Origin of the sequence: Achromobacter sp. EB05, assembly GCF_044232075.1 — a bacterium.
GTDB lineage: Bacteria > Pseudomonadota > Gammaproteobacteria > Burkholderiales > Burkholderiaceae_B > Achromobacter > Achromobacter dolens.
Genome location: NZ_CP155917.1, coordinates 5,091,288 through 5,111,811, shown reverse-complemented (window position 1 = coordinate 5,111,811; position 20,524 = coordinate 5,091,288). Strand labels below are relative to the sequence as shown.

Genomic DNA, 20,524 nt, shown 5'->3' with positions numbered 1-20,524 from the left:
CCTGTCATAGACTAGGAGGCGCCGCCCCATGAATTCGCAAGCAGACCGCCAGGCCGCTCTGGATTACCACGAGTTTCCCACCCCGGGGAAGATATCCGTCGTGGCGTCCAAGCCGCTCACCAACCAGCGTGACCTGGCCCTGGCGTATTCGCCCGGCGTGGCGGCGGCTTGCGAAGAAATCGTGGCGGACCCGGCCAACGTGTTCCGCTTCACCGGCCGGGGCAACCTGGTCGGCGTGATCTCCAACGGCACCGCGGTGCTGGGCCTGGGCAACATCGGCGCGCTGGCCTCCAAGCCGGTGATGGAAGGCAAGGCGGTGCTGTTCAAGAAGTTCGCCGGCCTGGACGTGTTCGACATCGAGATCAACGAAACCGACCCGGACAAGCTGGTCGAGATCATCGCCGGCCTGGAGCCGACCTTCGGCGGCATCAACCTCGAAGACATCAAGGCGCCGGAATGCTTCACCGTCGAGCGCAAGCTGCGCGAGCGCATGAAGATCCCCGTCTTCCATGACGACCAGCACGGCACCGCCATCACCGTTTCCGCCGCCTTCATCAACGGCCTGAAGGTCGTGGGCAAGCAGATCGACAAGGTCAAGGTGGTCACGTCCGGCGCCGGCGCGGCCGCGCTGGCCTGCCTGGACCTGATGGTGGACCTGGGCCTGCCGCTGGAGAACATCTGGGTCACCGACATCGAAGGCGTGGTCTACGAAGGCCGCACCGTGCTGATGGACCCGGACAAGGCGCGCTTCACGCAGAAGACCGACGCCCGCAAGCTGGCCGAGGTGATCGAGGGCGCGGACGTGTTCCTGGGGCTGTCGGCCGGCGGCGTGCTCAAGCCCGAGATGGTCGCCAAGATGGGCCCGCGCCCGCTGATCCTGGCGCTGGCCAATCCCACGCCGGAAATCCTGCCGGAAGTGGCGCACGGCGTGCGCGACGACGTGGTGATGGCAACGGGCCGTTCGGACTACCCGAACCAGGTCAACAACGTGCTGTGCTTCCCGTACATCTTCCGCGGCGCGCTGGACGTGGGCGCCACCACCATCACGCGCGAGATGGAAAAGGCGGCGGTCTATGCCATCGCCGAACTGGCCGAGGAAGAGCAGAACGAAGTGGTGGCGGCCGCCTATGGCACCTACGACATCTCGTTCGGCCCCGAGTACCTGATTCCCAAGCCGTTCGATCCGCGCCTGATCGTGCGCATCGCGCCGGCGGTGGCCAAGGCCGCCATGGAAGGCGGCGTGGCCACGCGTCCGCTGGCCGATCTGGAAGCCTACGAAGAGCAGTTGCAGCAGTTCGTGTACCACTCCGGCGCCTTCATGAAGCCGCTGTTCTCGGCGGCCAAGCGCATCGTGCGCAACGGCGGCAAGTCGCGCATCGTCTTCACCGAGGGCGAGGACGAACGCGTGCTGCGCGCGGTGCAGGTCATCGTCGACGAAGGCGTCGCCCGACCGATCCTGGTGGGCCGTCCCGCCGTGCTGCTGTCGCGCATCGAGAAGTTCGGCCTGCGGCTGCGCCTGGGCGAGGACGTCGAGGTCACCAACCCCGAATACGACGAGCGCTTCCACCAGTACTGGACCACCTACTGGGAACTGATGTGCCGCCGCGGCATCACCAAGGAAATGGCGCGCGTGGAAATGCGCCGCCGCCTGACCCTGATCGGCGCGATGATGGTGCACCTGGGCGATGCCGACGGCATGGTCTGCGGCACGGTCGGCGCCTATCACGACCACCTGCGTTTCGTCGACGAAGTGATCGGCCGCCGCCCCGGCGCCAACGTCTACGCCGCCATGAACATCCTGCTGCTCAACGAGCGCACCGTGGTGCTGGTGGATACGCACGTCAACGATGAGCCGACGGCCGAGCAGATCGCCGAATTCACCATCGCCGCCGCCCGCGAAGTGGGCCGCATGTTCCTGGCGCCCAAGGTGGCGCTGCTGTCGCGCTCCAACTTCGGTTCGGGCAGCTCGGCCTCGGGCGCCAAGATGCGGCGCGCGCTGGAACTGGTGCGCGAAGCCGCGCCGGAACTGGAGATCGACGGCGAGATGCACGGCGACTGCGCGCTGGACGAGGCGCTGCGCCTGCGCATCCTGCCGTCCTCGACGCTCAAGGGCGAGGCCAACCTGCTGGTGTGCCCGAACGTGGACGCCGGCAACATCGCCTACAACCTGCTCAAGACGGCGGCCGGCGGCAACGTGGCGGTGGGCCCGATCCTGCTGGGCGCCAACGCGCCGGTGCACATCCTGACCTCCAGCTCGACCGTGCGCCGCATCATCAACATGACGGCCCTGACGGTGCTGGACGCCAACCGCGTCGAAAGCTGATCGCCACGCGGTCGCGCCCGACCGCATCGCAAAACGCCCGCTTCATCGCATGATGACGCGGGCGTTTTTTTTACGGCGATCGGGCTCGGGATGGCGGGCTACGGGAGAGGGCGCGCCCGCCGAAGGCGTGGCGCGACGAAAGCGCTCTTGGCGCCGGCAAAGCCGGCCCCATGACTCAGTTGGCGCTGGCCTTCCAGGTGCCGTCGGGTTGCTTGCAGAACCAGAACTTCCAGGTTTCGGTGGTGCTGGTGCGCGCGAAATCGCCTTCCAGCAGGCGGCAGGTGCGCTCGCCCGCCGTGCTGGTCTGCAGCGGCGTGATCTTGGCCGTGATCGGCGCGGCCTTGCGCTTGGGGGTGCTGGACCAGTTCACGCTCTGGCCGTCGGCGGCGCTGTTCAGCGCTTGCGCCACCGCCTCGTGGAAAGCCGGCTTGTCGGCCTTGGAAATCTGGGTGATGAGGGCATTGTTCAGCATGACGGCGGGCGCCGCCAGGACCGGGCCGGCGGTGACGCCGGCGGCGAGTGCGAAAGCGATGAGACGGATGGTTTTCATTGCGGACTCCCTCGTTGTTGTCAGGGCCGCGCGGGCGGCCCATTGATGGTCAGGTCCGATGGTACGCGAAGCGTCGGCGTCTTGTCTCCATTCGTCCGCGGCCAGGGGGCGCGGCTTGCGCACACGCAAAAAAGGCCGCCCGGCAGGGGCGGCCAAGGTACAACAAGGGGAGGGGTAAATCGTCAGGCCGTGCTCAGTTGACGCGGTGGTAGGCGCCCGAGAACGGCAGGTCGTTGGGTTCGACGTTCGAGACCTGGCCGGCGGCCTTGGCGGTGGCCAGTTCGGCTTCCACCTGGGCGCGGGTCACGCCCGACTGGGGCGCGCCATACACGCCCTGGAACGGCATGTCGTTGGGTTCGACATTCGAGACCTGGCCGGCGGCCTTGGCGGCGGCCAGCTCGGCCTGCACCTGGGCGCGGGTCGGGCCTTCATACGGCGTGCCGTAGACGCCTTGGAAAGGCACGTTGTTCGGTTCGATGTTCTGCGAGGCGGAGGCGCCGGCGCTCAGGGCGGCCAGGGACATCAGCAAAGCGGTGGCAAGGGTCTTTTTCATGGTGAATCTCCGATTTCAGAAGCCAGGGAGCGAATCGGCGGCCTATCCGTCGTAGTTCGTTGTTGTTTCCCGATGGCTCCATAGTGCGCCGGATATCACTAGGGATAAACCCGTATATCGGTAAAAGATTTTTCCATAAATGGAAGGGATGAGTAATTTCGAGCAATTAGTCGCCATCAATGGCAACGATAGCCGGCGCAACCCCTCGCTGGGGCGCGGCGTGGAGCAGGGGGAATGGCACGGCCGTCGTGGCGATGCCACGAAGCCCGCAACAGGCGGCAGGCGACCCGGGCTGGCCGGGCGAGTTGTGGCGGGTGGTGGGGCAGACGGGAGCGACCGGGCGCCCTGGAGCGGCCGGGGTCAGTAGTGCGGCGGCAGTTCGTCGCGCAGGCTGCGAAACGGCGCCGCGCCCTCGGGCGCCTGCTGGCGCAGGTCGGCCACCTCGCGTTGCAGGCGGTCGATCTGCTGCTGCTGGCGCACGATGATCTGGTTCAACTGTTCCAGCAGGTCGTCGGCGAAACTGGCCTTGACTTCCAGGTCCAGCAGCCGGCGTTCGATGTCTTGCGAGTTTTCCATGGCGCTATTAGAACCCATTCCCCGCGCGGGTTCCCTGGCCCGGACGTATCGACATTGAAGACATCCTGTGCGAGGCTCGGGGCCATGGTCCTTCAGCGGGGTTTTCGATTGGCGAAGCAACGACGCCGGCCCGGCGGCCTGGCCAGCTCCTTCCTGCATGGCCTGCTCGGCATGGCGCCAGCCGTGACGGCGCTCGCCCAATCGCAGACGCCGCAGCAACTGGCGCCCGTAGCGGTATCCGGCACGCGGATCGGCACGCCGCCGCTGGAAACCCCGGCTTCGGTCGACATCGTGGAGGGCGCGGCGATGCGGCGCGGCCAGCCGGGCATCAACTTGTCCGAAGGCCTGGCGGGCGTGGCGGGCCTGCAGATCCAGAACCGCCAGAACTACGCGCAGGACCTGCAGATATCCAGCCGCGGCTTTGGCGCGCGTTCCACCTTCGGCGTGCGCGGGGTGCGCCTGTACGTGGACGGCATCCCGGCAACCATGCCGGACGGCCAGGGCCAGACCTCGAACATCGACATCGGCTCGCTCGACCGGGTGGAGGTGCTGCGCGGACCGTTCTCGGCGCTGTACGGCAATTCTTCGGGCGGGGTGATCCTGGCCTATACCGAAGACGGCGCCGTGCCCGCCGAAATCGGTGCCTCGGCCTGGGCCGGCCCCGATCGCACCTGGCGCTATGGCGCCAAGGCCTCGGGCACGTCCGGCGACATGGATTACGTGCTCGACCTGTCGCGCATGACCACCGACGGCTACCGCGACCACAGCGCCGCGCGCAAGAACCTGGGCAACGCCAAGCTGGGCGTGCAACTGGACGACGCCAGCCGCCTGACGATCGTGGCCAACAGCGTCGACCTGACGGCCCGGGATCCGCTCGGCCTGACGTACGCGCAGTTCCAGGACGCGCCGCGTAGCGCCGAGCTGGCCACGCAATACGACACGCGCAAGACCGTGCGCCAGACCCACGGCGGGCTGGTCTACGAACGCCACGTCGACGGCGCCAACACGCTGCGCCTGATGCTGTACTACGGCCAGCGCGACACCACGCAGTTCCAGGCCATCCCGCCCGCGGCGCAGGCGGCGCCGACGCAGGCGGGCGGGGTGATCGACCTGCGCCGCCGCTATGGCGGGGCCGACCTGCGCTGGACCTCGGAACTGGGGCCGGCGGTGCGGCCGCTGACGCTGGTCGGCGGCTTCTCGTACGACACCCTGCGCGAGAACCGCCAGGGCTACCAGAACTACGTGGGGGACGGCGCCAGCCGCCAGCTTGGCGTGCGAGGCGCATTGCGGCGCGATGAAACCAACACGATCTACAACGCCGACCCCTATCTGCAGGCGTCATGGCGCGCGGCGCCGCGCTGGACGCTGGATGCCGGCCTGCGCTACAGCACGGTGGCGTTCCGCTCGCGCGATCATTACCTCGCGCCGGGCAATGGCGATGACAGCGGCAGCGCGCGCTATCGCCGCGCGCTGCCGGTGGCCGCGGTGCGCTACCAGGCCGATCCGCGGACCTCGCTGTACGCCTCGTATGGGCGCGGCTTCGAGACCCCGACGCTCAACGAGCTGTCGTACCGGCCCGGCGGCCAGCCGGGCCTGAATTTCGCGCTGGCGCCAGCGCTCGGCGCCCACGTCGAGGTCGGCGCCAAGACCGATCTGGCGGGCGGCCAACTGACCGCGGCCGTGTTCCGCGTATCGACCGATGACGAGATCGTCGCGGCCGGCAGCACGGGCGGCCGCGCCACCTTCCGCAATGCCGGACGCACGCGCCGCGACGGCGTGGAACTGGGCTGGTCCAACCGCTTTGCCGGCCACTGGCGGGCGCAACTGGCCTACACCTGGCTCGATGCCCGCTACCGCGACGATGGCGGCGGCGCCATCCGCGCCGGCAACCGGATTCCCGGCATTGCCGGGCAGTCGGCCTATGCCTCGCTGGCCTGGACGCCGCCGCAGGGCTGGCAGGCCGGCATCGAGGCCCGCTACCTGAGCCGCCTGTACGCCGACGACGCCAATGACGCGGCGGCTCCGGGCTATGTGGTGGCCGCGCTGTCCACCGGCTACGTCAAGCAGGTGGGGCCGTGGGCGTTGAGCGCCTACGCGCGGATCGACAACCTGTTCGACCGGCGCTATGCCGGGTCGGTCATCGTCAACGAGAGCAATGGCCGCTACTACGAGCCGGCGCCGGGACGCGGCGTTGGCCTGGGGGCGGGGGCAACGTATCGCTTCTGACAGCCCGGACGCCGCGGGTCGGCCACGGGCGGGCATCGCCTGAAATGTCAGACCATGCCCGCATCGACGCCGCGACCGCCACAGATAGAATCCGTAGGTCATTTTGGATAGGCGGAGTCGAGAATCGTGCAATGGCAGCAGAGGGCCAGACGGGCGCTGGCGCGGGTATTGATGGCGATCGCGTTGATGCCGGCGTTCGCCTACGGCCAGGCTCATCCTGCCAACGGCTGCTTTTCGTCGGCGGGCGCCAACGCGGTCCGATTGGAAATTCCGCCGTCAGTCACGTTCGATCTGGACAGGCAGTTGATCAACGGCGAGTGGCTCTACCGAAGCCGCGTCTACGAATTCAACTATCGCTGCTACCGGAACCGACCCGGCATAAACCAGAGCCAGGTGGAGTTGCGGTCGCTATTCGACTTCGCCATCATCAGGCAAGCGCTGCGAGACACCGGCGTCCGGCTGGACCTCATCATCAACGGCGACGTCAACAAATTCTGGAATCCCGACCCAATGATCCCGGGCGGCGCTGAAGGGTATGTATTCGGCGACCCATATTCCCAAGATACCGGCGAGCGGACCCTGACCGTCACGATGCTGCTGATCGTGGACAGGCAGATCACCAGTCCGTTGCGCGTCTTCATGCCGTCGACCACCGCCTTCAAGCTGATCAACGATTCCTGGGGCGTCGCCGATCCGGGGATTTTCATCACGACTTCCGCGACGCGTTTCCAATATGTGCCGCGGTGCATTGGCGATCTTGCCGTGGATAGCGTCGTGCCCTTCGATACGGTGCTCAACACCGTCACCTACAACGGCAAGCTGCCGCAGTCCAAACCCTTCCAGGTGATCACGCGTGTCAACCCGGCATGCCCCAACCTGGGTTCATTGACCAGGCCCGCGGGCGCCAATCCAAACGACGTTTTCCATCTGCCTCTGGCGGTGTCTTTCGAGCCGCAGGGCGGCGAGCGCATGGATCCCATGCTGCAAACGATTTACCTGAAAAATACCGACGGCAAGGAAAACGGGTTGAAGCTGCGTATCACCAATGCCGCCGGCAGTAATGTTCAGTTTGGCACGCTGTTCGTCGATCGGCTGGGCATGCCTATCTCCCTGTCGGTGAACAACATCGCCGCGCCGCTGATGAATACGACGTCGGTCGCGCAGGGGTACACCGCGCACCTGGAGCGCGAACCCGCGATCGGACTGGTGACCGGCAAATACAACACCCAGGTCCTGGTCAAGGCAACCTGGTACTGATCTCGCTGGCCTTGGGCCGGCGGGTGTCGGCGCCTTAGCGCTGCCCACCCGTGCCATAGCAGAGGCCGTGGTCTTCGCAATGGGCGCACCCGGGCGCGGCCTGCGCCGGCAGCCCGGCATGCGCGAAGGCGGAATACGCCAGGAATTTCTTCCAACGCAGGTTGCCGGTGTTGCGCGCCACCAATCCCGGGTAATGCCGCGTCAGCAACGCGGTGACGTCGTCGCGGCCGCTCAACCCCAGGTCGCGCCACAGGTGGTCCGGGCGCAGGCAGGCGTGCGCCAGCACGCTGGTGACCCAGGGCGTGGTCGCGGCCGGTCCGCTGCAGGCGTCGAGCAGCACACGCAGCAGGCGGGTGAAATCCGATTGGGGGCTGGCCAGGCCGCGCGCCGCGTACGCGAGCAATTGCGCTCGCAGGGCGGCAAGCGCCGCGCCCGAGCCAGCCTGCGCGCCGGGAAACAGGCTGGCCAGCACCCCCGCCAATTCGGCGGGAGGCAGGCCGGTACGGGCCAGGTCGCGGTGCGCCAGGCTCTTGCCGATCACCGTGGCGAAAAAGCGCGCATCGGGCTGATCGGGCGGCGCATGCGCCAACAGCGTACAGGCCAGGGCATCGATATCCCGGGCGGTGGGGGCGGCGATCAGGATGGCATCCATGGGCGGTTCGCGGCGGTGATTGGGGGGCTTCGCTATAAGCTTGAATATATAACGAGCGCCAGAGGGCGGGCCTGCGCGGCATCAACCCTGCGGGGAAGTGGGACGGGCCGCTGCGCGGAAAGCGGGCGGTGGCGCCGCGCGGCCATGCCGGAGAAGGCAGCGCCGCGTTTCGCCATGGACCGCGGCCGCGGCAGGGCGCAAAAAAAACCGTCCCGATAGCGTGACGGCCTTCCAAAAAAAACAGGCGCCTCGCGGCGCCTGTCTGTCGTCATTGGATGACGGGTCTTACATGGCGTGGCCCATGTTGACGTTCATGTTGTACAGCACCCAGGCCGAACCCCCGACGATGATGGCGATGATCATCACGGTGAAGACGAACGTGGCCAGGTTGTCGCGGGCCGATTTCGATGCGCCCATGTGCAGGAAGTACACCAGTTGCACCAGCAACTGGAGCACGCACAGCGCCACCACGCCGATGATGGTGATGGTGTGGGACAACGCGCCGCTCATCACCAGGCCGAACGAGCCGAAGGTGAGCAGGAGCGAGAGCACGAAACCGATGATGTAGGACTTCAGGCTGCCGTGGTCGGCGGCGTGATCGTCGTGGCCGTGTGCGGCCGCAGCGGAGTGCGACATCAGAGGGCTCCCAGAAGATAGACGAAGGTGAAGACGCAGATCCAGACGATGTCCAGGAAGTGCCAGAACAGGCTCAGGCACGCCAGGCGACGCTTGTTGATCGAGTCCAGGCCATGGCGGCGGATCATGTCGATCATGACGACGATCCAGATCAGGCCGAACGTCACGTGCAGGCCGTGCGTGCCGATCAGCGTGAAGAACGCCGACAGGTAGGCGCTGCGGCCGGGGCCCGCGCCTTCGGTGATCAGGTGATGGAATTCATAGACTTCCATCGCGATGAAGCCCGCGCCGAACAGGAACGTGACCATCAACCAGCCGATTGCGCGGCTCTTGTTGTTGGCGTGGACGTTCAGGTTGGCCATGCCGAAGGTGAAGCTCGAGAACAGCAGCAGCAGGGTTTCGACCAGGACGAACTTCAGGTCGAACAGTTCCTTGCCGGTGGGGCCGCCCGCGGTGGCGTTGGCCAGCACCGCGAACGTCGCGAACAGCACCGAAAAGATCAGCAAGTCGCTCATGAGGTAGACCCAGAAACCGAAAACGGTCTTGGATCCATCGTCATGGTGCGCGTGATCGTCGTGACCCGCGTGGGGGTGAGTGGCTACGGCTTGAATCATGGCTCAGGCGGCCTTCTGCATTTTTTCAAAGTGGGCGTTTTCGATGCGTTCGACTTCCGCGGCCGGGACCCAGTAGTCGACGTCGCGGTCATAGGCGCGGACGATGAACGAACCGATCATGCCGACGAAACCGACGATCGACAGCCACCAGATGTGCCAGATCAGGGCAAAGCACATGACCAGGCCGAACGCGCCGATGAAGACGCCGGCGGCGGTGTTCTTCGGCATGTGGATGTCTTCGTACTTGGCCGGGCGCTTGTAGGCCTTGCCGTTCTGCTTGTCTTCCCAGAACTGGTCCAGTTCATCGACGTGAGGAACGTGGGCGAAGTTGTAGAAAGGCGCGGGCGACGAGATCGACCATTCCAGGGTGCGGCCATCCCAGGGATCGCCGGTGATGTCCTGGTTCTGCTTGCGCTGGCGCACGGACACGAACACTTGCTGCAGCAGGAACCAGATGCCCAGCATGATCAGCGCGGCGCCGGCCAGGGCGACCAGCAGGTACGGCTGCCATTCGGGGTTGTCGTAGTGGTTCAGGCGACGCGTCATGCCCTTGAAGCCCAGGATGTACAGGGGCATGAAGGCCAGGAAGAAGCCGACGAACCAGCAGTAGAACGAGTAGCGGCCCAGGCGTTCGTTCAGCTTGAAGCCGAAGGCCTTGGGGAACCAGTAGGTCATGCCGGCGATGCAACCGAACACCACGCCACCGATGATGGTGTTGTGGAAGTGGGCGATCAGGAACAGGCTGTTGTGCAGCACGAACGACACGCCGGGGATGGCCAGCATCACGCCGGTCATGCCGCCGATGACGAACACCAGCATGAAGCCCAGCGTCCACAGCACCGGCGTGGTGATGCGCAGGCGGCCGCGGTAGATGGTGAACAGCCAGTTGAAGATCTTCGCGCCCGTCGGGATCGAGATGATCATCGTGGCGATGCCGAAGAACGCGTTGACGTTGGCCCCCGCGCCCATGGTGAAGAAGTGGTGCAGCCAGACCAGGAACGACAGCACGCCGATGGCGGCCGTGGCGTAGACCATGGACTTGTAGCCGAACAGGGTCTTGCGGGCGAACGTGGCGACCACTTCGGAGTACACGCCGAAGGCCGGCAGCACCAGGATGTAGACCTCGGGGTGGCCCCAGATCCAGATCAGGTTCACGTACATCATGACGTTGCCGCCCATGTCGTTCGTGAAGAAGTGCGTGCCCAGGTAGCGGTCCATCGTCAGCAGCGCCAGCGTGGCGGCCAGCACCGGGAAGGCGGCCACGATCAGGACGTTGGTGACCAGCGAGGTCCAGGTGAAGATCGGCATCTTCATCAGGGTCATGCCCGGCGCGCGCATGCGCAGGATGGTGACGATGAAGTTGATGCCGCTGAGTGTTGTTCCCAACCCGGAGATCTGCAGCGCCCAGATGTAGTAGTCCACCCCGACACTTGGGCTGTAGTCGAGCCCGGACAGCGGCGGATAGGCGAGCCAGCCGGTCGCGGCGAATTCACCGACGAACAGCGAGATCATCATCAGCGCGACGCCGGCGCCGAACAGCCAGAAGCTCAGCGAGTTCAGGAACGGGTAGGCCACGTCGCGGGCGCCGATCTGCAGCGGCACCACGATGTTCATCAGCCCGGTGATGAAGGGCATCGCCATGAAGAAGATCATGATGACGCCGTGGGCGGTGAAGATCTGGTCGTAGTGGTGCGGCGGCAGGAAGCCGGCGGAGTCGGCCGAGGCGACGGCCAACTGGGTACGCATCATGATGGCGTCGGCGAAGCCGCGCAGCAGCATGATCAGCGCGACGATGATGTACATCACGCCGATGCGCTTGTGGTCGACGGAGGTGAGCCATTCCGTCCAGAGGTACTTCCACTTGCGGAAGTAGGTGATGGCGCCGAAGACCGCTAGGCCTCCCAGGCACACGGCGGCCAGCGTGACCATGACGATGGGTTCATGGTACGGAATGGCCTCGAGGGTGAGTTTCCCGAGCATTATTGAGTCAATCCTGCGACAAGATTATTCGACGTGGGGGTGCACGTGGCGTCGTCGACGCCGGCCATCTTGGACATGGTGCTGCCCAGGATGTAGTCGAACATGGACGGTGGCACCGAGGCGTACTTGGCGACCGGGTTGTGTTCGCTGCGCTTGGTCAGTTCCTGGTACACCGCCGGAGTCAGCGCGGTGCCGGAAGCCTTGGCTTCCTTGACCCAGTTGTCGAAGCCTTCCTGCGACGTGGCGATGGCCTTGAAGCGCATGCCGGAGAAGCCGGCGCCGCTGTAGTTGGCCGAGATGCCGGCGTAGGTGCCGGGCTCGCGCGCGTTCAGGTGCAGCTTGGTCTCCATGCCCGCCATCGAGTAGATCTGGCTGCCCAACTGGGGGATGAAGAACGAGTTCATGACCGAGGCCGAGGTGATCCGGAAATTGACCGGGACGTCGACCGGGAACGCGATCTCGTTGACCGTGGCGATGTCGTACTCGGGGTAAATGAACAGCCACTTCCAATCCAGCGACACCACCTCGATGGTGACCGGCTTGTGCTCGGAGACGAGCGGCTTGTAGGGATCGAGCGCGTGCGTGGAGCGCCAGGTGATCACGGCGAGGATCGCCACGATGATACATGGCACGGTCCAGACCACGACTTCGATCGCCGTGGAGTGGGCCCACTTGGGCTGGTAGTCGGCTTTGGTATTGGATGCGCGGTATTTCCAGGCAAACGTCAGGATCATGATGATGACCGGGATCACCACCAGGAGCATCAGACCGGTTGCCGTGAACAGCAGGGTCTTTTCCTGAGCGCCAATGTCTCCCTTGGGGGAGAGGATTTCCATGTTGCAGCCGCCAAGCAGCATGACCGCGCCGACGCCAAAAATGCGCGTAAGGGTCGCAAGGAGGGGGTGTTTCACGTACAGCCTTGGATGGAAGGTGGGAAATGCTGCGGAGCAGCAGACTGGAATGCTGCTAGGCAGCAACGTCCATCCTATCGGTTTGACCTGGGTCAAGCGTGCGACGAATGGTCGCATTGCCCAGCCGGCTTTTGCCCCCAAGGCCCCTGCTTAAGGGTTTTCCCAGGCGGGAGAGGGCTTCGCGGGGCAGGTGGGGGTGCGACGATATGTCGCACCTGCACAAAGCAGGATTGTTGCGATGTGTCGTATCCGCGCCAATCAGTCGACCAGGACCTCGCGTTCCGGCCCCGGTTTCTTGGCCAACTTGCGCTGCAAGGAGCGCCGGTGCATGCCCAGCAGGCGGGCGGCGGCCGAGACGTTGCCGCCGGTCTCGTGCAGGGCCTGGTGGATGTGCTCCCATTCTAGGCGGTGCAACGGCGTCATGGTGCTTTCGATGGTAACGGTTTCCGGCTTCACCAGGCCCAGCGTGCGCAGGATCATCGGCGCGGTGGCCGGCTTGGGCAGGTAATCGTCGGCGCCGCGCTTGATGGCCTCGACCGCGGTGGCCACGCTGGCGTAGCCGGTGACCAGCAGGATGCGCATGTCGGCGCGCAGGGCTCGAAGGGGACGGATCAGGGTCAGCCCGGAATCCTCGCCCAGGCGCAGATCGACCAGCGCGAAGGCGGGGCGGATCTCTTCGGCCACGCGCAGCGCCTCGGCGATGCCGGTGGCGGTTCGGGTTTCCAGGCCGCGGCGCGACAGGCTGCGCTGCAGGGTGCGCACGTAGAGCTCGTCGTCGTCGATCAGCAGGCCAAGATCGGTGGGATTCAACATATCAGGTCCCGGGAGTGCCGAGAGGCAAATAAAAACGGATGCGGGTGCCGCCGCCATCGGCGGCGGTCATGGTCATTTCGCCGCCCAACTGCTCGACGGTGGCGTGCGACAGGGCCAGGCCGACGCCCAGGCCGCCCGGCTTGCCACTGTTGAACAGGCTGGTGGCCGGCAGCAGCGTGTGGTCGGGGTCGAAGCCGCCGCCATAGTCGCGCACTTCGCCGCGCAGGGCGCCATAACCGTATTCCAGGTGCAGGTCCACGCGCGGCTCGTTGGCGGCTTCGCCGGCATCGGCCGCGTTGTTCAGCAGGGCCTGCAGCAGGTGGGCGATGGCCGGATCGACCCGCAGGCTGGCGGGCAGCGTGCCCGACCGGCGCAGGTCGATGGTCGGCCGGATCAGGCGCCATTGGCCCACCACGCGCACCAGGTCCACGGCGGTTGGGACCGCCAGATTGCGAATCCGTTCCCGGCACAGGGCCAGCAGTTGGCTGAGCGTGGCGACGTCCTGCTTGAGGTCGGGCTCCTTGACCTCGGCGGCGATCTCGTCGGCCAGCAGGGTCATGGTGGCCAGCGGGGTGTTCAGTTCGTGCGCCATGGCGGCGGCGTGGGTGGCCAGGGCGACGATGCCCTCGTTGCGGGTGAAGCGCTCGCGCAGCCGCGCCAGTTCGCGCTCGCGCGCCCGCAGGTCGGCCGCCAGGCGGGTGGTGAACACCAGCACCACCACCACGGAAATCAGGAAGTTGGCGGCCAGGCCCCATAGCAGCAGCGTGTGGGTGTTGAGGTCGCCGCGCAGCGGCTGGCCGAAGATGGCGGCGGCGAAATAACCGGAGATGCCCGCCAGCGCCGCCGCCAGCGCCCAGTTGCGCGGCAGCGCCAGCGCCGCCAGGGCGGTGAGGATCAGGAACATCATGCCGAACGGATTGCTCAGGCCGCCGCTCCAGCCCACCATCCAGGCCAGCACCGCCATGTCCACCAGCAGGTGGCCGAAAGCGGTGGCGTGGGACAGGTCGCGGCTGTGGCGCAGCCGCAGGCTGGCGTAGACGTTGAAGCCGATCAGCACGCCCACGCCGATCCACAGCGGCTCCAGCGGCAGGGCCAGGCCGAGCACGGCGCTGGCCACCAGGATGGTGGCGGCCTGGCCCGCGATGGCGAGCCAGCGCAGGCTGCAGAGGGTACGCAGGAAGGAAAAGGCGGAACTACCGGGCATATCCAGACACAGGGTTGCCGGTCTATCGCCGGCGGATCAGGCGCCCGGCTGCGCGGAACGCTGGCATCCGGGGCGGCGTGGGGCGCCGCGCTGCCGCCGGGCCCCGCGAGGCCGCCGGCGGCGGATGTGTGCTGGCATTGTATGAGGAATCAGGACGGGCCGCAGATTGTGGTGTGTCCCTTTTATTGAATGGCGGACGCACCGCTATGCGCCATCGGCGCCGGCGGATAGCTTTCCTGGTCGGACGCCATCTGCCCTTGCATCTCGGCGGTCTGGAGCTCCTGCTCGACCTGGGCGCGGCTTTCCCCCGGGCCGTTGGAGGCGATGGCGGGCGGGTAGTCTTCCTGGCCGAAGGTGTACTGGCCGTCGGCCTTGGACTGGGCGAGTTCGGCGCTCACCTGGTCGGCGGTCTTGGCGGCGGGGGCGGGGTAGCTGACGCGCCAGTCGCCGTAGAGGTCGCGCTTGTATTGCGCGGCGGGAGCCGCGGCCTGGGCGGGTTGGGCTTGCACGGCTGCGGAGGCGGCGAGGCCGGCGCAGAGCAACAAAGTAGCTGTCAAGGTCTTCATGAAACGCTCCTGGCAATCAAAGCAAACGGCCTGGGGGCAGGCCGCGCCGTCGTCCCCGGTGCGGCGTGGGGGCGATTTCCTGGGATGCGGCGGATGCGTGGAGAAACGGCGCACCCGGTGTTCTTGATTCGACCGGGTGGCCGTCCTGGCGTTGCAGAAAACGCGGCTTGCGGGGCAAACAGCTATTTCAAGCTTGAAGTACAGGTGTCAATGCGCTTGCAATGACGCGGTCCCTGTTAATCAGTGCCCATGCTTGGCGGCCGGGGCCGCGCCGCCCGCCAGCGGACGCGCCGTGGCCGTCACCGGCACGCGGCGCTGCTGGCCGTTGGCGTCTTGCACCAGCAGCGTCAGCGCCACCGGGTCGCCCGCCGACACCTGCCTGGCCAGGTCGATCAGCATGACGTGGTAGCCGCCGGGCTTGAGTTCCACCGGCTGGCCGGCGGGCAGGTCGAGGGCGGGGATCTGGCGCATTTTCATGACGTTGTCCTGCATCGCCATTTCGTGCACCTCGACGTGCTTGGCGGCGTCGGACTCGACGCCGACCAGGCGCGCCGGGACGGACGAGGTCAGGCGCATGAAGACGCCGGTGGCGTGCTGGCTGGGCACGGTGGCGCGGACCCAGGCGTCCTCCACCTTGAGGGTGGCGTCCTGCGCCAGGGCGGGGGCCTGGAGCAGGGTCAGGGCGCCCAGCGCGAAGGCGGCGGCGAGGGATTTGAATGCGGTCTTTTTCATGGGGGTTCCTTTGATCGGGGGGCGGTTCAGATCACCGTGCGCAGGTCGGCGGCGCATTCCTCGGCGCTCTGCTGGTGGCGCAGGGCCACGCGCAGCTTGCCCTCGGCGTCGATGACGTAGGTCAGCGCGGTGTGGTCCATGGTGTAGGACGAGCCGGTCGGGACCTTCTGGTAGAACACCTTGAATGATTGCGCGGCGGCGCGGGTCTGCTCGGCATCGCCACGCAGGCCGACGAACGCGGGGTCGAAGGCCTGCATATAGGCCTGCAGGATCTCCGGCGTGTCGCGCTCGGGGTCGACGGTGATGAACAGCACCTGCACTTTCTTGGCGTCGGCGCCCAGCAGGTTCTTGATCTCCAGCGCGCGGGTCAGCGCGGTGGGGCAGATGTCCGGGCATTGGGTGAAGCCGAAGAACAGCATCACGGTCTTGCCGCGGTAGTCGGCGAGCTGGCGCTGCCTGCCCTCGGTGTCCCGGAGCTGGAAATCGCCGGTGGGCATGCTGGTCAGATCCATGCCGTTGAGCTTGGGGGCGTCTGGGCCGCAGCCGGCCAGCGGCAGCAGCGCCAGGGCCGAGAGCAGTCTGCGCCGGTGGCGGTCGGGCGCCGGCGCGGCGCCCACGGGGGCGCGCGAAAGGGGGGAATGCATGAAAGCCTCGTCGGTTGACGGTTCGCAAGGGCGCGGCGGGGCCGCGCGGAGAGGCGGAGTCAGGCGGCGAGGGGCGGGGCGCGCGAGCCCAGCGGCGGCCCTTGGGCCGGTTGCACTGGCGTCGCCACGCTTGCCGGCGGGAAGGGGGCGGCGCGAGAGATGGCGAGCGCCAGCGGCGCGGTCTGCGCGGCGGGCGCCGGGGTGACGTGCGCCAGCAGGCCAAACGGGCATTGCGCGCCGGTGTCGGCGCCGGAGTTGCCGGCGCCGCCGTGCTTGCCGTCGGGCGAGAGCGCGATCTTGAGGGTGGACAGGTCGCCGGCGGCCGAGCAGAAGGTCACTTCGAGCCGGCCGTCGTGCAGCGCGCGCGCGTCGGGCATGTAGCCCGTCGGCACCAGGGCGCGCAGCAGCAGCGCCAGGAACGCCAGCCACAGCACGCCCCGGACGCGCAGGGCGCCGGTGGTTCGCGAGGGATGGGTCAGGGCGGACATGGACCGATTGTAGGCCGAGCGGCCGCAGCCGGCTTCAGGTGTCGGGATCGAGGCGCCGGATCAGGGCGATATAGCGGCGCCGCGCCTGGTCGGCGGGCAGGCCGGCCAGCAGGCGCCAGGCGGCCAGCTCCATCTGTTCGCGCACGCTGGCGTCCGGCGCGTCATGTGGCGGCGCATCGCCGCGCCGGGCCTGTTGCTCGTAGGCATACAGCCGGATGGCGACGCTGGTGGATGGCGCCTGTGGCAGCGCGCGCAGCGCCATCGCGGCCGCCTCGAATGCGTCCTCCAGGTCGTCGGCGGCGATCGCCAGCGTTTCCGGATCCATCGCGTCGCCCTCGGGCTCCAGGCCGCTGGCGACGGCCAGCCGCCGCCACAATGCGTCCTCGGTGGCCGGGTCGGAGGCGCGCGAGGTGACCTTGGCGATGGCGTTATTGCGCAGGCGCAGGATATGGGTGGACGCGCCACGGTAGCGGACGGGGCCGTCCTGCACCTGGAAGGTGAGCGGCACCGCGATCGATCGCCCGGCCGGTTCCGGCGGCCCGACGCTGTCGACCGTGAAGGTGTTGCGCGAATAGTCCATCACGCGCGAGAACAGGTCGATCAGGCCGCCGCGGCCCTGGTAGACGCCGCTCAGGGGGCTGTCGCCCTCTTTGTGCCACACGACGTCCTCGGCGAACAGGGGGAACAGGGTTTCGAACTGGCCCGATAGCATCGCCTCGCGGTAGTCGTCCAGGATGCGCTCGACTTCGTCGCCGCTCATCGCGGCGGCGCGGCCGGGGCGCGCGATCGCCGGGCGCTTGTCCATGAACTGCAGGATGTCGGAGGCGACCCGGTCGCGGTCGTTGTCGACGCAGATCATGTGGTAGCTGTTGTCCAGCAGCACCAGCCGGCTGTCGGGAATGGCGTCGTTCAGGAAGTGCGCCGAACGCACCGAGGTCAGCTCGTCCTCGTGGGCGTGGATGATCAGGCTGGGGCAACTGATGGCATTCAGGCCGCGCTGCACCAGGCGGCGCAGGCGGTCGACTTCGCGCACACAGGCCAGAGGCACCCAGCGGTAGTGAAAGTTCTCGCCACGCTCGAACTTGGCCTTGACGATGGAGCGCACCAGCTCGTTCTTGATGCCGTAGGGCTCTTCCTCTTCGACCCGCATGCGCGCGGCCAGGCCGGGGATGCGATAGACCAGCTTGCGCAGGCCTCGGTACCAGGGCGTGCTCCAGCCGTCGATGAAGACCGGCGCGGCCAGGCTCACCAGCTTGCCCTTGCGGTGCTGCACGCGCTTGCACAGCTCCACCGCCAGCAGCGCGCCCAGGCACATGCCGACCACGTGCAGTGTGTCGTGGCGCTCGGCCACCTCGCGGTACTTGGCGGTGACGGCGTCGATCCAGTCCTCGGCGCGCACCGGCAGCAGGTCTTCGGGCGTGGTGCCGTGGCCGGGCAGCGTCAGCGTGTGCGTTTCGATGCCGGCACGCTTGAGGATCTTGTGCAGCGAGCCCAGGTCGTACTGGGTGCCGCCCAAGCCGTGGATGAGCAGGGCTCCGGTGCTAGTTGACATCTGCCTGCTCGACTTCACCCAGGCGCCACATGCCCGCCACGACAGCCACGCTGCCGTCGAAATCCTCCAGCGGCGAGCCGCGGTCGCTGACCACGCGCCAGCCGCCGTCGGCGTGCGCCACGCGGAACAGCAGCGGGGTGCGGTCCTGGGCGCCGGCGCGGCGCGCGGCCCAGTGCAGCGTCAGGCGCGCGCGGTCGTCGGGATGGGCCAGCGCCAGCAATGCGTCCAGGTTGGGAATGGCGTCGGCCGGCATGCCGAAGGCGCCCTGGAGGTCGCCGGCCAGCTCGAGCGAGCCGTCGAACGGGTTGTAGCGGTACATCAACTGGTGGCTGCCCGCCAGCGCCAGGTCGAAGCGGCCGCGCCACTGCAGGGCGTTCTCGAGTTCCTGCGCGCGGGCGCCGCGCAGCGTGTTGACCAGCAGGATCAGCAGCGCGGTGACCACCAGGTAGACCTGGGTGGCCAGCAGCACGTGCCAGTGGTCGTTGGCCTCGACGAAGGGGCCTTCGCCCTGGGCGCTCTGGTAGAGCGCCATCAGGGTCAGCGTGATGACGGCCAGGGTGCCGCCCAGCGGGCCCCACACCAGCGCGGTCAGCACCGCGAACACCAGCGGCAGGTAGGTCAGTTCGAAGGTGACGACGTACGGCAGGTTCTTGATCATGTCGCCGTCGAAGGTCATGAAGGTCGTCACGATCAGGCCGACGTAGGCGCAGACGCCCAGCACCAGGTCGCGCCGGCGCGGACCACCCGAACGGCGCGGGCGGAAATGGGCCCAGACCGTCAGCGCGGGCGCCAGGATCAGGATGCCCGCCAGATAGGCCGCCACCCAGGTGCGCAGCCGCACCAGCGCATGGGCTTCCTGGGTCAGCCAGAGCCAGCCGCCGCCCAGCAGGGCGGACAGGCCGGCGCCAGCCACCGCGCCGGCCAGCAACGCCGCGACCAGGCCCACGCCACCCTCGCGCGGACTCAGGCGCTGCACGGTCCAGGCCGCCAGCAGGCTGGACAGGCTGGCGGTGATGGCGAACACCAGCGCCGTGGCGGGTTGGCCGCGGGTGAAACTGGTGAGCGCCAGTTGGGCACAGAAAAAGGCGGCCAGCAGCAGCGACCAGTTGCGGCGTTGCGTCAACAGATAGGCGCCCACCGCCACGCCGGGCGGCAGCCAGACGAACACGGCATGGCTCACCGGGTCGTTGAGCAGGCGCGAGAAGACGCCGCACAGCAGGTACGGGATGGCCCATAGCAGGCAGTACAGGTTCTTTCTCGGCGCTTGGGGCTTTCCCATATTGTTCCTTGCAGACGCTGTGATGCATGGCGAGCCGTAGCTCGCGGCAATCAGCGGGTTATACACGGCCCGGCATGGTCCGCGAAAGTTGCGGAGGCATACCGGCGTCCGAAAATCTTGGTACCCTTGGACGCAGTCATTCTTCACTCCGTTCCAGGATTCAGTGCTCTCCTTGCCCGCCCAGCTCTTGCCTGTTCCCGATTTTGCCGGCGTTTCCGGCGGCCTTCCGGCTCGTCCGCCGTCCCGCGGCGCCATCCGGCTCGTCCGGCTGGCGTTGCTGGCCGTGGTGCTGGCGCTGCTGGCGGCCTGCGGCACGACCAAGGTCCAGCCTGGCTACTACCGGGTGCAGTCGGGCGATACGCTCACGCAGATCGCGCGCAAACAAGGCACCAGCGTATCGAACCTGGTGCGCTGGAACAACCTGTCCAACTCCAACTCGATCGAGGTGGGACAGATGCTGCGCGTCGTGCCGCCCGCCGGCCAGGCCGCCTCCACCCCCGCCAAGCCGCGCGCCAGTTCGTCGGGCAGCCGCGCGCCGGCCTCCGCCACGGGCAAGCGGCGCACCGCGCCGCCGGGGGCGATTTCGCTGGTGTGGCCCGCGCAGGGCAAGGTCACCCGCGGCTATGACGGTTCGGGATCCAATGGCATCGTGATCTCCAATTCCGCCGGCACGCCGGTGGTGGCCGCCGCCGCTGGCACCGTGGCCTATTCGGGCAGCGGCCTGCGGGGCTACGGGCATCTCGTGATCGTCAAGCATAACGCCAGCTTCCTCAGCATTTACGCCCACAACAGCAAGCTGCTGGTCAAGGAAGGCCAGCGGGTGAGCCAGGGCCAGAAGATCGCGGAAATGGGCAATAGCGACAGCAAGCAGGTCGGCTTGTATTTCGAGCTGCGCTACGACGGCCAGGCGGTCGATCCTGCCGGCTCGCTGCCGGGCAAGTAGGCGCGCGGGCCGCAGGGGCCGAATT

General features: G+C 67.3%; 20 protein-coding genes. 4 read left to right on the top strand and 16 right to left on the bottom strand.

All coding sequences use genetic code 11. The features are described from left to right. Window positions 1-28: 28 nt before the first annotated feature. Entirely contained in the window at window positions 29-2,323 is a 2,295-nt protein-coding gene (locus AAID08_RS23365; RefSeq protein ID WP_116792585.1) for an NADP-dependent malic enzyme, read from the top strand. Window positions 2,324-2,498: 175 nt separating this feature from the next. Here AAID08_RS23365 and AAID08_RS23360 read toward each other — a convergent pair whose 3' ends face one another. The 3 genes from AAID08_RS23360 to AAID08_RS23350 form a co-directional block, all read right to left on the bottom strand. Continuing rightward, on the bottom strand, window positions 2,499-2,873 hold the full coding sequence (locus AAID08_RS23360; protein ID WP_064524811.1) for a hypothetical protein: 375 nt from the start codon (window positions 2,871-2,873) through the stop codon (window positions 2,499-2,501). Between the two features lie 193 nt (window positions 2,874-3,066). Beyond that, window positions 3,067-3,426 (bottom strand): DUF4148 domain-containing protein, encoded by a 360-nt coding sequence (locus AAID08_RS23355; RefSeq protein ID WP_054500905.1) that lies wholly within the window; start codon window positions 3,424-3,426, stop codon window positions 3,067-3,069. A 360-nt stretch (window positions 3,427-3,786) separates the two neighbouring features. Further along, complete coding sequence (locus AAID08_RS23350; protein ID WP_006391018.1) at window positions 3,787-4,002, bottom strand: SlyX family protein; 216 nt, start codon at window positions 4,000-4,002, stop codon at window positions 3,787-3,789. A 171-nt stretch (window positions 4,003-4,173) separates the two neighbouring features. Between AAID08_RS23350 and AAID08_RS23345 the strand changes: the two genes are divergently transcribed. Both AAID08_RS23345 and AAID08_RS23340 read left to right on the top strand, forming a co-directional pair. Beyond that, a complete protein-coding gene (locus AAID08_RS23345) occupies window positions 4,174-6,228 on the top strand; it encodes a TonB-dependent receptor domain-containing protein (RefSeq protein ID WP_395757838.1) in 2,055 nt (684 codons plus the stop codon). 126 nt (window positions 6,229-6,354) lie between these two features. After that, window positions 6,355-7,485: a hypothetical protein gene (locus tag AAID08_RS23340; protein WP_395756939.1), complete on the top strand. Its 1,131-nt coding sequence runs from the start codon at window positions 6,355-6,357 to the stop codon at window positions 7,483-7,485. A 34-nt stretch (window positions 7,486-7,519) separates the two neighbouring features. Here the strand turns inward: AAID08_RS23340 and AAID08_RS23335 are convergent, their stop codons facing one another. From AAID08_RS23335 to AAID08_RS23275, 13 genes are all read right to left on the bottom strand, one after another. Next, entirely contained in the window at window positions 7,520-8,137 is a 618-nt protein-coding gene (locus tag AAID08_RS23335) for a nitrogen fixation protein NifQ (protein ID WP_175168352.1), read from the bottom strand. Between the two features lie 285 nt (window positions 8,138-8,422). Further along, window positions 8,423-8,773 carry a cytochrome o ubiquinol oxidase subunit IV gene (gene cyoD / locus AAID08_RS23330; protein ID WP_006387442.1) on the bottom strand — a complete coding sequence of 117 codons (351 nt, stop codon included), beginning with the start codon at window positions 8,771-8,773 and terminating at the stop codon, window positions 8,423-8,425. Then, window positions 8,773-9,387, bottom strand: a complete 615-nt coding sequence (gene cyoC, locus AAID08_RS23325; protein WP_006387443.1) for a cytochrome o ubiquinol oxidase subunit III — start codon at window positions 9,385-9,387, stop codon at window positions 8,773-8,775. The genes cyoD and cyoC overlap by 1 nt, the downstream gene beginning before the upstream one ends. A 3-nt stretch (window positions 9,388-9,390) precedes the next feature. Then, window positions 9,391-11,367, bottom strand: coding sequence for a cytochrome o ubiquinol oxidase subunit I (gene cyoB / locus AAID08_RS23320; protein ID WP_020926575.1), 1,977 nt, complete (start codon window positions 11,365-11,367; stop codon window positions 9,391-9,393). Next, window positions 11,367-12,278 (bottom strand): ubiquinol oxidase subunit II, encoded by a 912-nt coding sequence (cyoA, locus tag AAID08_RS23315; RefSeq protein ID WP_026384598.1) that lies wholly within the window; start codon window positions 12,276-12,278, stop codon window positions 11,367-11,369. Before cyoA ends, cyoB begins: the two co-directional genes overlap by 1 nt. A gap of 258 nt (window positions 12,279-12,536) precedes the next feature. Then, window positions 12,537-13,091: a response regulator transcription factor gene (locus AAID08_RS23310; RefSeq protein ID WP_372363313.1), complete on the bottom strand. Its 555-nt coding sequence runs from the start codon at window positions 13,089-13,091 to the stop codon at window positions 12,537-12,539. 1 nt (window position 13,092) lies between these two features. Next, complete coding sequence (locus tag AAID08_RS23305) at window positions 13,093-14,295, bottom strand: ATP-binding protein (protein WP_049075761.1); 1,203 nt, start codon at window positions 14,293-14,295, stop codon at window positions 13,093-13,095. A 182-nt stretch (window positions 14,296-14,477) separates the two neighbouring features. Continuing rightward, a complete protein-coding gene (locus AAID08_RS23300; RefSeq protein WP_064524818.1) occupies window positions 14,478-14,861 on the bottom strand; it encodes a DUF4148 domain-containing protein in 384 nt (127 codons plus the stop codon). 240 nt (window positions 14,862-15,101) lie between these two features. Further along, window positions 15,102-15,593: a copper chaperone PCu(A)C gene (locus AAID08_RS23295; RefSeq protein ID WP_054500910.1), complete on the bottom strand. Its 492-nt coding sequence runs from the start codon at window positions 15,591-15,593 to the stop codon at window positions 15,102-15,104. Between the two features lie 26 nt (window positions 15,594-15,619). After that, window positions 15,620-16,237 (bottom strand): SCO family protein, encoded by a 618-nt coding sequence (locus AAID08_RS23290; RefSeq protein WP_064524820.1) that lies wholly within the window; start codon window positions 16,235-16,237, stop codon window positions 15,620-15,622. Window positions 16,238-16,296: 59 nt separating this feature from the next. Beyond that, a complete protein-coding gene (locus tag AAID08_RS23285) occupies window positions 16,297-16,725 on the bottom strand; it encodes a DUF2946 family protein (protein WP_064524822.1) in 429 nt (142 codons plus the stop codon). Between the two features lie 34 nt (window positions 16,726-16,759). Further along, the gene (locus AAID08_RS23280; RefSeq protein ID WP_395756938.1) at window positions 16,760-18,277 is read right to left on the bottom strand and encodes an acyl-CoA-binding protein; all 1,518 of its coding nucleotides are present in this window, start codon (window positions 18,275-18,277) and stop codon (window positions 16,760-16,762) included. Continuing rightward, window positions 18,267-19,556: an MASE1 domain-containing protein gene (locus tag AAID08_RS23275; RefSeq protein WP_054500914.1), complete on the bottom strand. Its 1,290-nt coding sequence runs from the start codon at window positions 19,554-19,556 to the stop codon at window positions 18,267-18,269. Before AAID08_RS23275 ends, AAID08_RS23280 begins: the two co-directional genes overlap by 11 nt. A gap of 172 nt (window positions 19,557-19,728) precedes the next feature. On the opposite strand from AAID08_RS23275, the gene AAID08_RS23270 reads away from it, so the two are divergent. Continuing rightward, a complete protein-coding gene (locus AAID08_RS23270; RefSeq protein WP_244976982.1) occupies window positions 19,729-20,499 on the top strand; it encodes a peptidoglycan DD-metalloendopeptidase family protein in 771 nt (256 codons plus the stop codon). Window positions 20,500-20,524 lie beyond the last annotated feature (25 nt).

Coding starts and splice junctions, on each gene's coding strand:
- AAID08_RS23365 (WP_116792585.1), top strand. CDS start 29: ATGAATTCGCAAGCAGACCGCCAGGCCGCTCTGGATTACCACGAGTTT.
- AAID08_RS23360 (WP_064524811.1), bottom strand. CDS start 2,873: ATGAAAACCATCCGTCTCATCGCTTTCGCACTCGCCGCCGGCGTCACC.
- AAID08_RS23355 (WP_054500905.1), bottom strand. CDS start 3,426: ATGAAAAAGACCCTTGCCACCGCTTTGCTGATGTCCCTGGCCGCCCTG.
- AAID08_RS23350 (WP_006391018.1), bottom strand. CDS start 4,002: ATGGAAAACTCGCAAGACATCGAACGCCGGCTGCTGGACCTGGAAGTC.
- AAID08_RS23345 (WP_395757838.1), top strand. CDS start 4,174: ATGGCGCCAGCCGTGACGGCGCTCGCCCAATCGCAGACGCCGCAGCAA.
- AAID08_RS23335 (WP_175168352.1), bottom strand. CDS start 8,137: ATGGATGCCATCCTGATCGCCGCCCCCACCGCCCGGGATATCGATGCC.
- cyoD (WP_006387442.1), bottom strand. CDS start 8,773: ATGTCGCACTCCGCTGCGGCCGCACACGGCCACGACGATCACGCCGCC.
- cyoC (WP_006387443.1), bottom strand. CDS start 9,387: ATGATTCAAGCCGTAGCCACTCACCCCCACGCGGGTCACGACGATCAC.
- cyoB (WP_020926575.1), bottom strand. CDS start 11,367: ATGCTCGGGAAACTCACCCTCGAGGCCATTCCGTACCATGAACCCATC.
- AAID08_RS23310 (WP_372363313.1), bottom strand. CDS start 13,091: ATGTTGAATCCCACCGATCTTGGCCTGCTGATCGACGACGACGAGCTC.
- AAID08_RS23305 (WP_049075761.1), bottom strand. CDS start 14,295: ATGCCCGGTAGTTCCGCCTTTTCCTTCCTGCGTACCCTCTGCAGCCTG.
- AAID08_RS23300 (WP_064524818.1), bottom strand. CDS start 14,861: ATGAAGACCTTGACAGCTACTTTGTTGCTCTGCGCCGGCCTCGCCGCC.
- AAID08_RS23295 (WP_054500910.1), bottom strand. CDS start 15,593: ATGAAAAAGACCGCATTCAAATCCCTCGCCGCCGCCTTCGCGCTGGGC.
- AAID08_RS23290 (WP_064524820.1), bottom strand. CDS start 16,237: ATGCATTCCCCCCTTTCGCGCGCCCCCGTGGGCGCCGCGCCGGCGCCC.
- AAID08_RS23285 (WP_064524822.1), bottom strand. CDS start 16,725: ATGTCCGCCCTGACCCATCCCTCGCGAACCACCGGCGCCCTGCGCGTC.
- AAID08_RS23280 (WP_395756938.1), bottom strand. CDS start 18,277: ATGTCAACTAGCACCGGAGCCCTGCTCATCCACGGCTTGGGCGGCACC.
- AAID08_RS23275 (WP_054500914.1), bottom strand. CDS start 19,556: ATGGGAAAGCCCCAAGCGCCGAGAAAGAACCTGTACTGCCTGCTATGG.